Origin of the sequence: Candidatus Kryptobacter tengchongensis (assembly GCF_001458555.1) — a bacterium.
In the GTDB taxonomy this organism is placed as follows: domain Bacteria; phylum Bacteroidota; class Ignavibacteria; order Kryptoniales; family Kryptoniaceae; genus Kryptonium; species Kryptonium tengchongense.
On the sequence record NZ_CZVH01000050.1, the window covers coordinates 856 to 14,182 of the forward strand.

Genomic DNA, 13,327 nt, shown 5'->3' on the forward strand with positions numbered 1-13,327 from the left:
CAACTATCCCTTTCTCCCGAGCTCTTTTAATTATACTTGAATTTAAAGGGCTTTCAAATATCTGTGGTACAGCAGTTATTATGTCAATTCTCACCTGTCATCACCTCCTCACTCAATTAAACCTTCCATTAGCTCAATTATGACCATCCTTTTTTCAAGATCAACCTTTTTGACGACATCACTTATTGCCGGGATCAAGATTTCCTTTCCTTTTGATTCAACAACATAAACATCATTTGCTGGGAGAAGCCATACATCTGTTATAACACCAATTTTATTGCCGTTTGTATCAAAGACCTTAAGCCCGATCAAATCATGAACATAATAAGAATCCTCGGGCAAAGGGATAAGCTCTTCTTCGGGTATATAAACAAATTTTCCACAGAACGATTCAGCCGTTGTTCTATCATTTACATTTTTAAATTTCAAAATAACATCCTCATTGCGCAAAAATGAACTCACGATATAATATTCATCAACTTCAATTGGATTATCACCGATATAAACACGCTTCAATTTTTTAAACCTCTCAATGAAATCGGTTATTGGTTTAACACATACTTGCCCTTTGAGACCGTATGGTCTCAAAATTTTTCCAATTATGCACAGATCGCCCATAGAGATATAAAATTTTCTACCTCAACTTAAATGTCGGCATATTAAACTTCTCTTTTGGAGGATGCTTCCAGATTCGTATAAAATACTTAACATTCCCACAAATCAGACCAGTATCATCAAACATCGCGCCATCAACAATTTCAACCTTTGGCACAACGAATTTCTTTCTTTCAATGTCTTTAAGATTTCTCTTAAACTCTTCAATCATTTTTTCTGCCTTCTTGTCATCAAGATATCCCACTTTTAACTCTTCTGATTTTAATTCTTTTGAAATTCCAATTATCTCATCCGCATAAATGTCAAGTGATCCTTGCATTGCCTCACAATTAGAAAACGAATCTGGAAGCATGGTTTGGTAACGCATCGTATCTTCACATTTTGAACTTGCTAAGCCTTCCACAACAAGGAAACATATTAAAATCATAAATCCTAGCATGGCTTACCTTACTTGCTTACTTTAAAACTTCAAGTGAAGCATTTTTCAAAATCAAACGCTTCACTGCAAAATCTCAAGCACAGCTCTTTTACCTTCTTTTGCAGCGACTGCGCTCAGGAGAACTCGCATCGCATTTGCGGTTCTTCCTCTTCTTCCGATCACTTTCCCAACATCGCCTTCGCCAACTTGTAATCTAAAAATCACCCTATTCTCCCTGTCTTCCATTGTAATTTTAACATCCTCCGGTCGATCAACCAGATGCTTAGCGATAAATTCCAGGAATTCACGCATTTTTCAGCCCTCCATTAATGTTTCAGTTTATTTTAGGAGGGCGTCACCATCAAGAAATTAACCTTCCTGAGATGGCGCCTCTCCTTGTTCTACACTTTCTTTTCCTTTCTCTTTCTTCCTTGACCTTCTTCGCTCTTTTCTTTCTTTCTCTCTTTTCTCCCTATCCACCTGAAGTTGAAGCCATTTCTCATATTCAGACTGAATAAACGACTCATCCTTACCCTGCTTAATTAATGACCACTTCAACCATATACCTTTTCTCCTCAAAAGAGCTTTAACTGTATCAGTTGGTATTGCACCTCTTTTAAGCCAGTGTATAACCCTGTCCTCTTTAATTTCAACCTGCATTGGCTCTGGAATAGGATTATACCAACCCACTGATTCAATATACTTTCCATCTCTTGGTTCCCTTGAGTCAGCAACCACAATTCTGTAAAAAGGTTGTTTCTTCTTACCAAATCTCTGCAGGCGAATCTTTACAGCCAAATTTTCACCTCTCTTTTTGTTTTTAAATTTTTAAAAATCATATGAATAATACAGTGCTATTCCCTTGACTTTTAAATAATCTTCAACATCAGGTTCGCTTATCATGTGCACGACCATAACTGGGAAAATATTTGGATAAACACCTTCTAACCTGCTAAGTTTTTTCCTTATGAAGTTATCAACATCATTTTTGGAAAGCTGTGACTTACACTCACCTATTATGGTTATAATCTTCCCATTCTTTTCAGCCTCACCAAATATGTTAACCTCAATTTTATTACCTTCCTTATCTGCGACATATCCTCTTTTTAATCTCGTTTTTACCTTGATTCCAAAATCCCTTTCAAGCAAAGCTGGTAAATGCTTATATGATTCATTTTCAAGCATATAACCAATTGTATTTGATAGGCCACCAAGTTGCTTATTTATTCTATCTTGATCTATCGCAAGAATTCTAACTTGTTCAGTTAACTCTTGCACCGTCTTAATCAGTCCAGCCACCACCTCTTCAAGATTTAAAACCCTTTCCTCCAACCTTGCAAACCTCTCTTCGTTTCTCCTCTGCGCCTCAATCAATTCAGCAACTGCTTGCTCCAACCTCCCAAATCTTTCCTCATTCCTTTTCTGCGCCTCAACAAGCTCCGACACCGTCGCCCTCAACTCCCTAACAGATTCCTCCAAACTTAAAAACCTTTCCTCATTCCTTTTCTGTGCCTCAACAAGCTCCGACACTGTCACCCTCAATTCCCTAACGGATTCCTCCAAACTTAAAAACCTTTCCTCGTTTCTCCTCTGTGCCTCAATCAATTCAGCAACTGCTTGCTCCAACCTCCCAAATCTTTCCTCATTCCTTTTCTGTGCCTCAATTAGCTCAGCAATAGATTGCTCTAATTTTGTGAATCTTTCTTCATTTCTCCTCTGCGCTTCCATAAGATCTGAGACTGCGCTCCTTAACTCCCCTATAGACTTCTCGTTCCTTTTTTGTGCCTCTATAAGATCTGCAACTATTATCCTCAATTCACTAATGGCTTTCTCATTCTCCCGTTGTAGCAAAACCACACTCTTTATACTCTCACTTATCTCTTTCACAAGACCTTTTAACGCATCAAAATCATCCTTCGTTACAGCTTGGGCTTTTATTCTTTCATCTATAATCCGCTCCACCTCAAGCCTAAAATCCTGCGGTACTTTTGCCTGTTTTGCCTTCGCCATAGCTTTATTAAAATGGAATTTTAAAAAATTTTAAAATTCTTAAACTTACCACGATTTAATTGCTTAAGTAATTTCTGCATCTCCTCAAATTGTTTTAGCAAACGATTCACATCCTGAACTGTCGTCCCACTCCCCAACGCAATTCTTCTTTTACGACTTGCATTAATTATATTCGGTTTTCGTCTCTCTTCTGGCGTCATTGAATTTATTATCGCTTCAATTTTTACGAGTTCTTTTTCATCTATATCAACATTTCTTATCGCACTTCCAACTCCCGGTATCATGCTCAAAATCTCTTTTAAAGGTCCCATCCTTCTTATCTCTCTTATTTGATCTCTAAAATCTTCAAGTGTAAATTGATTTTTCTTTAACTTTTCCTCAAGTTTTTTCGCTTTTTCTTCGTCAACTTGTCTTTGTGCTTTTTCAACGAGTGTTATAATATCACCCATTCCAAGAATTCTTGAAGCCATACGATCGGGGTAAAACGGCTCAAGCGCATCAAGCTTTTCACCAACGCTTACGAATTTTATCGGTTTATTTACAACCGCTTTAATTGAAAGTGCTGCTCCACCACGAGCATCTCCATCAAGCTTTGTTAAGACAACACCGTCAAAATTTAATCTATCGTTAAATTCCTTCGCCACATTAACCGCTTCCTGTCCAGTCATTGAGTCAACAACAAAAAGAATCTCATGAGGCTTTAGCGCTTCTTTTATTTTCTCAACCTCTCTCATCATCTCCTCATCAATATGCATTCTACCAGCGGTATCAACTATAACAACATCCCTATAATTTTTCCTTGCAAAATCAACTGAATTAAGAGCGATTTGAATTGCATCAAAACTTGACTCGGTGTAATCAATGCCTGAGTTCGTGGGGAATACGGGGACTTGAATTTGCTCCCCGAGTTGTCTTAACTGCTCAATAGCTGCCGGACGATGCACATCAGCAGCAACTAAAAGTGGATGCCTTCCTTTATGCTTAAGATGATTTGCAAGTTTTGCACAAAATGTCGTCTTACCGGAACCTTGAAGCCCAACAACCATTATCACAGTTGGTGGATTTGAAGAAAATTTTATATCCGCTCTCGCTGAACCCATTAAACTTACAAGTTCATCATAAATAATTTTTATCAACATCTGCCCCGGTGTAATGCTTCGCAAAACTTCCTGCCCGAGCGCCTTTTGTTGAACCTTTTCAGTAAAATCTTTAACGACTTTATAATTAACATCAGCCTCAAGTAATACTCGCCTTATCTCACGCATCGTCTCAGCAATGTTTGACTCTGTAATTCTTGCCTGACCTCGTATCTTCTTAAAAAGCGTTTCAAATTTTTGAGTTATCTCCTCAAACATCGTTATAAAAATTATTTTTAAAACGGAAAGAATGAATTTCTTTTGCTTTGCAAATTTACGAAAAATCAATATCTTTTACAATTAAAACTTACTTCTTCCCAGCGGAGTATCGTACAACCTCTACCTTCTCAAGCGTAATCAGCGCACCACAGCCAGCTTTTTCTATTAGTTTCTCTATCTCTGGAATCAAAGAAATAATTTTTTCTTCACTATCTACAACTTCAATCAAAATTGGCAAATCCGCGGATAAATCAAGCAAACTCAACTTATGTATTCTGCTTCCTGCGCCAAAACCCTCAATTCCTCTTATCACTGTTGCTCCAGCAAGCCCAAGCTCCCTTACTTTTCTGACTATAACTTCAAATAATGGTTTCCCTTCATATTTGTCGTCTTCTCCGATGAAAATTCGCATTAGCTTCCCAACGCCTTCAATCCTCATTGCCGAACTCCGTTATTTTATTATCAATTTTGAAATTACCTCCCCAAGCCAAGTGGCAGCAAGACAGTTCAAAATCGTATAAGTTATATTTGCAATTGCAGTAAGCATAGAGCCTTGCTTTAAAAGTTCAACCGTCTCATAAGAAAATGATGAAAATGTTGTAAATCCACCCAGTAAACCAACCGCTATAAAAATTCTCCAATTTGAAGATATTATCAAGCCTCTATCAATCAAGCCCATAAATAACCCAATTAAAAATGAGCCCAAAACATTCACAACAAATGTCCCATATGGAAAATCCGTCCCCAAAATTTTATAAGTAAAAGTTGAAAGAAAATACCTTAATCCAGCCCCAACAAATCCACCCAATCCAGCAATTATAAATTTCAACATCAAGCTTTAGCATTTTGTTTTAAATAGATAAAACAAATGAAAGATAAAACTTGAAATGTAGTTGAGAATAACACAAGATAGGAAACCGATAAATCATATAACCTCCCTATCACAATTCCACCAATAAACCATGCAAGTCCAAAAAAACTGTGAAATAATCCAAAAGCCGAACCTCTTTTATATGATGGTATAATTTCAGCTATTGCTGATTTCATAATTGTTTCTTGAAACCCCATTACAATTCCCCACAACAAGACAGACAAAACAACAGCAAATAAACTGTTTAAATAGAAAGCCAAAATTGAAATAGGTAGCGAAATCAGAGGAATTAAAAAAAGAATTTTCAACTTAAACCTATCAAACAAAACTCCGGCGATCACCGCAGTTAATGCATCAACCCCCATCGCAACCGCAAATAAAATCGGTATTATTTCATCCGAAACAATTTGAACCTTTTTAAAATGATAGGAAATTATTTGAAAGTGGGGATAACCACAAACAGTAAGACCAGTGAATAAAAGGAAAAGATAAAAAACCTTGCCAAAACCAGAATCAGATATTTTCTCTTTCTCCTTTTCAAGCTTCTCTGGTTTTGGATAAATACCAATTGTTATCAAAAGGGTTAAAATTGATAAAAAAGCAGGAATTCCCAACAAAAGAAAGGCATTTGAATAAGATTTACTAAAATAGATTACACCTGAAACAATCAAAGGTCCAATAATCGCACCAATTTGGTCAATAAATTCATGCAAAGCAAAACCCTTGCCATATCCAATGTTTGAAGATGCATACGAAATTATCGTATCACGTGCTGGTGTTCTTATTGCTTTCCCAAATCTTTCAGCAATGATCAAGGCGGAAGCAATCCACCAATTTCCAGCAAAAGCAAGCAATGGAATTGCTATAAGATTAACTAAATACCCAAAGGTAGTCATCAACCAATACTTTCTCGTTTTATCCGAGATATACCCAGAAATTAACCTGAAACCATATCCCACTAATTCACCCAATCCGCCAACGAAACCAACAATAGTTGCGCTTGCCCCAAGCAAATAAAGAAAAGGTCCAGTGATTCCACGGGCACCTTCATAGGTTACATCAGCAAACAAACTAACAATCCCAAGCAAGATGACAACTTTAAAAGCTTTATGCATATTGATTTTTTCTTCAGCTCCCATCTTTTGGAATCCAATTTTATTTTAAATTTATGCACATACCAAATACTTTCCCGGTCTTATTATAACTTTGCACTAAACGGTCTTACTTCATCCCACGCCCTTATCACATCATCTTTACCTGAAAAATATTCCAAAACCAAACGCCACGAGTTTAACTCCTCACCCTTGAAAGATTCCTTATTTTGATAATCATGCTTATCTATGAACTTTTTCATATGACTCAATAATTTGTTAAGCTTTGAAATTTGCAATTCCACAAAAAATGTAAATGAACTTCCATTGTTTGCTCTGATACACTCTTTTAAAATACCAATAAAATGATAGCGACACAAAATTACATTATCCGAACTAAAAAGTCTCCTAAATTCTTCATCGCCAGCACGATTGCAAAATTCATCAATATATAAACTTTCTACAGACCTTTCTTGAAAACAAGCAGGACATTCACCAGTAGGTTTAAGCTTTTCAATCTCCTCTAAAAATTTCCCACCAGCAGATTTCGCAAAAAATTTATAAATATACCCTTTCAGCAACTTAAGTTTATAAGTCCAATTCCTCTTTAACAACTCAATCTTAACAATCTCATCACCGAGCAAAGTTTCATATAAAATTGCAACTTTAAGTCCATCATCGCCAAGATTTCTCATAGCCTTCAAAAGTTTATACGCATGATTTGTGCAAAATCCAGCCGATTTATTGAGTTTACTTCTTACCCCAACATCAAGGACATATTCGTAAAGCAAACTTTCAAGATAATGTTCTGTTGAACTTTCCATAATAAAACAGATAGGGCATCCTTTTCTCTTAAAAGATCCTTCTATTTTAAGCCATATAATATCAGCACCTTTTCCCATTTTGCCTATCTCTTTTGAACTTTTATTTTAAAATAAAAACTCCTACTTTTAGCCACCCACGACTAAAAGTAGGAGTCATCGGTTCTGACCCTGCTCCAAGTCAGAACGGTTCAGAGCGGACTCCATCGCTCGTTTAAAAATAAAAAAATTGCCCCGAAAAACCAATAGATGGATTTTTATATTCTTGCTTGATTTAAAATTTTTATTTATCTTGAGTTTGAAAAATAAACAAAATTTTCATCAAGAGATGGATTATCACGATTTTGAAGGCAGAGAAAACTTTGAAGAGTTCCCAGAAAAAGAGAAAATTCAGGATAAAATAAAGCAATACGAAGAATTTTTGAAAAGCCATGAAGGCGCTTACATGAATACTGAACTTGTAGAGGAATTAATTGATCTTTATATGATTTCGGGGCAATATGAGAAGGCACTCCCCCATGTTCAGAAACTTATAGAAATTTTCCCATATTCCGCAGATTACTGGGTGAGGCGTGGAATTATACTAAATAACATGTCCGAATTTGAGAAAGCTCTTTTATCCTTCCATAAAGCGTTGATGCTCAACCCCAACGAAGCAGATGCGTGGGCAAATATGGCTATAACATTTGAAAATATGGATAAATCTGAAGAGGCACTTGAATGCATTGAAAGGGCAATTGAAATTCAGCCAACGAATTTTGAATTTTTACGAATTAAAGCCGATATCCTTGAAAAAAATGAAAATTATGTTCAAGCCATTAATGTTCTCAAACAACTTGCGGAATTAAGTCCAAATAACAAAGATATTTTACTTAGACTTGCGGATTGCTATGAAAAAACAGGCGATTTTGAGAGTTTAAACGATGTGGTTGAAAAATGCTTGGGAATTGACCCATACGATTATAATCTCTGGTATAAAAAAGGAATTGCGCTCACAAAAACAAATCAACTTGTCAAAGCAATTGAAAGCTTTGACATGGCGCTTGTAATAAAAGAAGATTTCACCCCAGCACTTGAATTGAAAGCAGAACTTCTTTTCAAAATCGGAAGATATCTTGACTCAATTGAAGCTTTTAAACAACTTTTAAAATATAAACCAAACTCCGAAGTTGCCCTGTTTTACATTGGGAATATAAATATAAAACTTGGTCAATATCGTGAGGCAATAAAATATTTCAACCAAGTTATAAAGATAAACCCTAACAATTATGTGGCTTATTACATTCGGGGAAACTGCTATGAAGCACTTGGAAGTTATAAAAAAGCTCTCGCTGATTATACAATTGCGGTCAACTACAATCCACGAATCCCTGACCTCTGGGAAGCGAAAGCAGAGCTGGAATATGAAACTGGCAAATTTAGCGAAGCCCTGTCAAGCTATATGATGGCGATAAAACTTGATCAAAAAAATCCCGAACTATGGATCGGCGCTGGAATGGCATATGAACAACTTGGTAGATATCAAGAAGCAGTGCAAGCGTATTACAACGCTATAAAAATCAACCCCGAATACGCTGAGCCGTATTATCAAATCGGGCGTTTATTTCTGCTCGCAAACATAATTGATGAAGCTGGACAGTATTTTGCAAAAGCGTTTGAACTTGACAGCTCAAAAATTAAAGAATTTGAAGATGAATTCCCCAAATACAAAAGATATTTAAAGAAATGGATTAAGAAATAAACAATGCCGAAAACAGCAAAGAAATTTAAAATAACCCCCGAATTAAGAAGCGAAATAGAAAAATTGATAGAGGAAAGAGTAACAACCGTCCAAATTAGCGTCGGTGATTTAAACGAATTGAAACAAATTGTAAAATTACTTGCGGAAGCACAAATAAAAACAGAAGAAAGATTGCATATCCTTACGCAAAGAATTGACGACCTCACACAAAAGGTAAGTCAACTTGCAGAGGCACAGATAAAAACTGAAGAAAGATTAAATATACTTACACAAAGAGTTGATCAACTTACTGAAAGAGTTGATGATTTGACGCAAAAATTAAACCAACTTGCAGAGGCACAGATAAAAACTGAAGAAAGATTAAACATACTTACGCAAAGAGTTGATCAACTTACCGAAAGAGTTGATGATTTGGCGCAAAAATTAAACCAACTTGCAGAGGCACAGATAAAAACTGAAGAAAGATTAAACATACTTACGCAAAGGGTTGATCAACTTACCGAAAGAGTTGATGACCTGACACAAAGATTAAACCAACTCACACAGCGGGTTGATAGTCTAACTCAAAGAGTTGATGATTTGACGCAAAGACTAAACCAACTCACACAAAGAGTTGATAGTCTAACTCAAAGAGTTGATGAACTCGCACAAGGATTAAGTCAATTAACTAAAAGAGTTGATCAACTTACTGAAAGAGTTGACGATTTGACGCAAAGATTAAATCAACTTACACAGCGGGTTGATAGTCTAACTCAAAGGGTTGATGAGCTTGCACAAGGATTAAGCCAACTAACTAAAAGAGTTGATCAACTTGCCGAAAGAGTTGATGGACTTACACAAAGCATGAAAGAATTAGCTGATGCACAGAAGAAAACCGAACTGGCAATTGTTGAACTTAGCTCTGAGTTTGAGAAGATGAGAAAACTTTTTGGGAATCTCTCCGATGCTATCGGTTATGGTCTTGAGGATAGAGCAATAAAATCACTGCCGAAATTGCTTGAAAGAGATCATAACATAAAAGTAGAGGGTGAGTTAAGAAGATTGTTTCTAAAGACGGACGAGGGATGGTATACGGAAGTTAACATATTTGGATTCGGGATAAAAGATAATAAAAGAATTGCAATAATTGGTGAGGGGAAAAGTCAACTTTCAAAAAATGGAGTAGATGAATTTATAAAGAAAAAACTTCAAAAGCTCACAAAAACATATCCTGATATGTTTCCTGTTATGGTCACTTATATGGTTGCTGAGCCCGATGTTGAAGAATATGCAAAGTCAAACGGCATAGTAATTTACTTTTCTTACAACTTTGATTGATTCCTAACTTAAACCTAAAGGGGTATGATAATAGATGCAGAAACAAAACTTGTTGGATTGATAGGGCATCCCGTTTCTCACTCGTTTTCTCCGTTTATTCATAACACTGCATTTGAAATTATAGGGTTGAATTACAAATATATAACATTTGATGTTCTTCCGGAACATTTAAAAGACGCTTTAAAAGGGATAATTGCACTTGGGATAAAAGGAGTCAATGTAACAATACCTCACAAGGAAATCGTCATTGAAAATCTTGATAATGTCTCACCAGAGGCGAGAATTATTGGAGCGGTGAACACGATAGTAAACGAAAACGGCATACTTAGCGGATATAACACAGATGTTTATGGATTTACCGAATCATTGAAAAAATACAAGGAAATTATATCAAATACCCCGGTTTTTATCTTTGGTGCTGGAGGTTCAGCAAGGGCTGTCATTTACTCGTTGATAACAAATTTTCAACCTGAAAGAATTGTCATAGCAAACCGAAACACTTCACGAGCCGAGGGGCTTGTTAGATATTTCTCACAGGTTCTCGGATATAAAGATTTTGAAGTTAAAGAATTTTTCTTCCCAGAAATTGCTGGTGATATTAAATCATCACGACTTGTTGTCAACACCACACCAATTGGAATGCATCCAAATATAAATGATTTACCAGTTCAGACAAATGAAATTTTTCACGAGGGGCAGATTGTTTATGATCTCGTTTATAATCCACCGATGACAAAATTTTTAAAACTTGCCCAAAGCAAAGGTGCAGAAGTTATAAGCGGTATTGAAATGTTAATTTTACAGGCGAGCAAATCATTTGAATTATGGACAGGAAAAGAAATGCCCATTGCAGAAGTCAAAAAGTTTCTGCTTCAAAAATTAAAATCAAGAAAGAGAAAAAATGACACTTAAAGATAAATATCTAAAACTCCAAAAAATTCTTGAAGAGATGGGCTCTGTGGTCATAGGCTTCTCTGGCGGAGTTGATAGCACCCTGCTTGTAAAAGTTGCGTATGATGTCTTAAAAGATAAAGCAATCGCTGTCATTGGAAAATCAGATACATATCCCGAAAATGAACTCAATGAGGCGGTAAGACTTGCGGAAATGATTGGAATAAGATATGTAATTGTAAATACAGAGGAAACAGATAATTTAAAATTCAGTGAAAACCCGCCCGATAGATGTTATTACTGTAAAACCGAGCTTTTCTCAAAGTTAAAACAAATTGCAATTGAAGAAGGAATTGAATGGATTGCGGACGGGACAAATGTTGATGACCTTGGTGATTTTAGACCTGGACTTAAAGCTATAAAGGAAAACAATGTTCGCTCTCCACTTCTTGAAGCTGGTTTAACGAAAAAAGAAATAAGGGAACTATCAAAAACCCTCGGTCTTCCCACATGGGATAAGCCCTCATTTGCTTGCCTGTCTTCAAGATTCCCTTATGGACTGCCGATTGATAGGGAAAAATTGAAAAAAATTGATAAGGCTGAATCATTACTTAGGGCTAATGGTTTGAAAGTTGTTCGGGTAAGATATGTTGATGAAAATACAGTGAGAATAGAAACTGACAAAGATGGATTTAAAAAATTTTTCAACGATGAATTCAGAGTAAAAATTGTCCAAGCGTTTAAAGATCTTGGCTTTATTTACATAACACTTGACCTTGAGGGCTATAGAACAGGAAGCATGAACGAAGTTCTACTTGCTCAAAATAAATTTTAAACCTCAAACCTTCGCAAGCTCTGACTTTAGATATTCAATCGGCTTCACAGGTGTTGGATCAACTTTATTTAAGATAGCAAGATAGAAGCTAACCCAATCACCAAGATAAATCTGTGAAAACAGCCTCGCAAGCGTTGATTTACCTTCAGAATATATGTTTAAAACTTCACCCGCATAAGGTCTTATCAAATCATCTGTTATCTCAATTCTATACTTTATTCTTTCATACTCGCACTCATCCCTTAAAATCACAACGCTAATTTTATTCATCAATTCTTTTACGCTCCCTTCAACTTCTCCAGACCATCCGACGATTTCGTTATGATTCAGCTCGGGGAAGATGTTGAAATGGGCAAGCATTTTCGCATTTTCCTCAATCTGGCAAGCCCATCTTACAGCAACTGCATCAAATTTTCCAGATGAGTAAATAAATGGTATTGAACCAGCTATGCGAACGGCAATTTTATAAGCAAGGTTTTCTTCGTGTTCTGGATTTGAGTAAATTCTTGATTTTTCCTCAATTAAATTTATCGTTTCAGTTATCTCTTTCTTTTTGCTTTTGATAAAACCAAGTTTTGAAAGAACGACAAGTATTGGAAAAAATGAATAACCAAGTGCAGTCCTCGGCGGATAACCAGATGGAATTTTTATAACGGGATGTTTTCTCTTCAAAGCGATTTTCTCTATCTCACCATTTGATGTGATACAGAATATTTTCGCTTTTTTCTTTACGCCGTCATTATAAGCCGAGATTGTCTCTTCTGTATTTCCAGAATAGCTTGAAACAACGAGTAATGTATTTTCATCAACGAACTTTGGAAGGAAATAATCACGGTTGACAATTATTGGAACTTTTATCTCTTCCGAAAGATAAGATTTAAGCAAATCACCAGCAATTGCCGAACCACCAAGCCCAGTAAGAACTATTTTGTTAATTTTCTTGATGGAAAAGCTAATTTTCACACTTTCACCTATTTTAACCGCTTCTTTGATTTGTTCGGAAAAATTAGCAATCTTTGAAAACATATCTGACTTGTCATAACTTCTTATGTGGTTCAGGGTGAGCATTAAAGCCTCCATTTGGTTTTAAAAATCAAACTCTGGGATCACTTTCTTTAACTCTTTTGCGATGAAGTTTTTTACTTCTTCTTGGGTTTTAAAGATAAGTGCTCGTTTGCTTATCCGTTTTGCGTCTTTATATTTTATGGCTCTTATAACTTGTTTTACCTTTGTAATTGAATCAGCTCACAGAGCTAAAATACCCGTTGCAATGTGTGGTGAGATGGCCGGAGATCCATATGCAACGATTTTGCTTATTGGATTTGGACTTGATAAGTTAAGTGTTACGCCCGATTCAATTCC

At 36.0% G+C, this 13,327-nt stretch carries 16 protein-coding genes, 1 pseudogene and 1 riboswitch; of the genes and pseudogenes, 5 read left to right on the forward strand and 12 right to left on the reverse strand.

What is annotated here, in order from left to right:
* From AT685_RS08575 to AT685_RS04675, 11 genes and pseudogenes are all read right to left on the reverse strand, one after another.
* A pseudogene (locus AT685_RS08575) lies at positions 1-94 on the reverse strand (tRNA (guanosine(37)-N1)-methyltransferase TrmD); the annotation flags it as partial.
* A gap of 14 nt (positions 95-108) precedes the next feature.
* Positions 109-618 (reverse strand): ribosome maturation factor RimM, encoded by a 510-nt coding sequence (gene rimM, locus AT685_RS04630; RefSeq protein WP_072151738.1) that lies wholly within the window; start codon positions 616-618, stop codon positions 109-111.
* Between the two features lie 16 nt (positions 619-634).
* Complete coding sequence (locus AT685_RS04635) at positions 635-1,054, reverse strand: hypothetical protein (RefSeq protein WP_143713125.1); 420 nt, start codon at positions 1,052-1,054, stop codon at positions 635-637.
* A gap of 60 nt (positions 1,055-1,114) precedes the next feature.
* Entirely contained in the window at positions 1,115-1,345 is a 231-nt protein-coding gene (locus AT685_RS04640; protein WP_072151740.1) for a KH domain-containing protein, read from the reverse strand.
* Between the two features lie 57 nt (positions 1,346-1,402).
* Positions 1,403-1,831, reverse strand: a complete 429-nt coding sequence (rpsP, locus tag AT685_RS04645; protein WP_072151741.1) for a 30S ribosomal protein S16 — start codon at positions 1,829-1,831, stop codon at positions 1,403-1,405.
* A 30-nt stretch (positions 1,832-1,861) separates the two neighbouring features.
* Positions 1,862-3,043, reverse strand: coding sequence for a coiled-coil domain-containing protein (locus AT685_RS04650; protein ID WP_081040589.1), 1,182 nt, complete (start codon positions 3,041-3,043; stop codon positions 1,862-1,864).
* Positions 3,044-3,063: 20 nt separating this feature from the next.
* The gene (ffh, locus tag AT685_RS04655; protein ID WP_072151751.1) at positions 3,064-4,398 is read right to left on the reverse strand and encodes a signal recognition particle protein; all 1,335 of its coding nucleotides are present in this window, start codon (positions 4,396-4,398) and stop codon (positions 3,064-3,066) included.
* Between the two features lie 88 nt (positions 4,399-4,486).
* Positions 4,487-4,837, reverse strand: a complete 351-nt coding sequence (locus AT685_RS04660; RefSeq protein ID WP_072151742.1) for a DUF190 domain-containing protein — start codon at positions 4,835-4,837, stop codon at positions 4,487-4,489.
* A gap of 12 nt (positions 4,838-4,849) precedes the next feature.
* Positions 4,850-5,230: a fluoride efflux transporter CrcB gene (crcB, locus tag AT685_RS04665; RefSeq protein WP_072151743.1), complete on the reverse strand. Its 381-nt coding sequence runs from the start codon at positions 5,228-5,230 to the stop codon at positions 4,850-4,852.
* On the reverse strand, positions 5,230-6,408 hold the full coding sequence (locus tag AT685_RS04670; protein WP_234696241.1) for an MFS transporter: 1,179 nt from the start codon (positions 6,406-6,408) through the stop codon (positions 5,230-5,232). Before AT685_RS04670 ends, crcB begins: the two co-directional genes overlap by 1 nt.
* A gap of 59 nt (positions 6,409-6,467) precedes the next feature.
* A complete protein-coding gene (locus tag AT685_RS04675) occupies positions 6,468-7,262 on the reverse strand; it encodes a DUF6062 family protein (RefSeq protein ID WP_072151744.1) in 795 nt (264 codons plus the stop codon).
* Positions 7,263-7,324: 62 nt separating this feature from the next.
* Positions 7,325-7,401, reverse strand: a riboswitch (Fluoride riboswitch).
* A gap of 78 nt (positions 7,402-7,479) precedes the next feature.
* On the opposite strand from AT685_RS04675, the gene AT685_RS04680 reads away from it, so the two are divergent.
* Genes AT685_RS04680 through larE form a run of 4 tightly spaced genes read left to right on the forward strand, consistent with a single transcriptional unit; the run spans position 7,480 to position 11,965 of the window.
* Positions 7,480-8,922, forward strand: a complete 1,443-nt coding sequence (locus AT685_RS04680; protein ID WP_159420481.1) for a tetratricopeptide repeat protein — start codon at positions 7,480-7,482, stop codon at positions 8,920-8,922.
* 3 nt (positions 8,923-8,925) lie between these two features.
* Positions 8,926-10,239: a coiled-coil domain-containing protein gene (locus AT685_RS04685; RefSeq protein WP_072151746.1), complete on the forward strand. Its 1,314-nt coding sequence runs from the start codon at positions 8,926-8,928 to the stop codon at positions 10,237-10,239.
* Between the two features lie 24 nt (positions 10,240-10,263).
* Positions 10,264-11,151 (forward strand): shikimate dehydrogenase, encoded by an 888-nt coding sequence (gene aroE, locus AT685_RS04690; RefSeq protein WP_072151747.1) that lies wholly within the window; start codon positions 10,264-10,266, stop codon positions 11,149-11,151.
* Positions 11,141-11,965, forward strand: coding sequence for an ATP-dependent sacrificial sulfur transferase LarE (gene larE, locus AT685_RS04695; protein ID WP_072151748.1), 825 nt, complete (start codon positions 11,141-11,143; stop codon positions 11,963-11,965). The genes aroE and larE overlap by 11 nt, the downstream gene beginning before the upstream one ends.
* A gap of 3 nt (positions 11,966-11,968) precedes the next feature.
* Here larE and AT685_RS04700 read toward each other — a convergent pair whose 3' ends face one another.
* Positions 11,969-13,033, reverse strand: a complete 1,065-nt coding sequence (locus AT685_RS04700; protein WP_072151753.1) for a bifunctional phosphoglucose/phosphomannose isomerase — start codon at positions 13,031-13,033, stop codon at positions 11,969-11,971.
* A 61-nt stretch (positions 13,034-13,094) separates the two neighbouring features.
* Between AT685_RS04700 and AT685_RS08285 the strand changes: the two genes are divergently transcribed.
* The coding region (locus AT685_RS08285) for a putative PEP-binding protein (RefSeq protein ID WP_320409071.1) at positions 13,095-13,327 on the forward strand (233 nt) is incomplete at its 3' end.

Bases quoted from the DNA above. Each gene is read 5' to 3' on its own strand.
- AT685_RS04635 (WP_143713125.1), bottom strand. From the start codon at position 1,054: ATGCTAGGATTTATGATTTTAATATGTTTCCTTGTTGTGGAAGGCTTA.
- ffh (WP_072151751.1), bottom strand. From the start codon at position 4,398: ATGTTTGAGGAGATAACTCAAAAATTTGAAACGCTTTTTAAGAAGATA.
- AT685_RS04670 (WP_234696241.1), bottom strand. From the start codon at position 6,408: ATGGGAGCTGAAGAAAAAATCAATATGCATAAAGCTTTTAAAGTTGTC.
- rimM (WP_072151738.1), bottom strand. From the start codon at position 618: ATGGGCGATCTGTGCATAATTGGAAAAATTTTGAGACCATACGGTCTC.
- AT685_RS04700 (WP_072151753.1), bottom strand. From the start codon at position 13,033: ATGCTCACCCTGAACCACATAAGAAGTTATGACAAGTCAGATATGTTT.
- crcB (WP_072151743.1), bottom strand. From the start codon at position 5,230: ATGTTGAAATTTATAATTGCTGGATTGGGTGGATTTGTTGGGGCTGGA.
- AT685_RS04685 (WP_072151746.1), top strand. From the start codon at position 8,926: ATGCCGAAAACAGCAAAGAAATTTAAAATAACCCCCGAATTAAGAAGC.
- AT685_RS04660 (WP_072151742.1), bottom strand. From the start codon at position 4,837: ATGAGGATTGAAGGCGTTGGGAAGCTAATGCGAATTTTCATCGGAGAA.
- aroE (WP_072151747.1), top strand. From the start codon at position 10,264: ATGATAATAGATGCAGAAACAAAACTTGTTGGATTGATAGGGCATCCC.
- AT685_RS04640 (WP_072151740.1), bottom strand. From the start codon at position 1,345: ATGCGTGAATTCCTGGAATTTATCGCTAAGCATCTGGTTGATCGACCG.
- AT685_RS04650 (WP_081040589.1), bottom strand. From the start codon at position 3,043: ATGGCGAAGGCAAAACAGGCAAAAGTACCGCAGGATTTTAGGCTTGAG.
- larE (WP_072151748.1), top strand. From the start codon at position 11,141: ATGACACTTAAAGATAAATATCTAAAACTCCAAAAAATTCTTGAAGAG.
- AT685_RS04675 (WP_072151744.1), bottom strand. From the start codon at position 7,262: ATGGGAAAAGGTGCTGATATTATATGGCTTAAAATAGAAGGATCTTTT.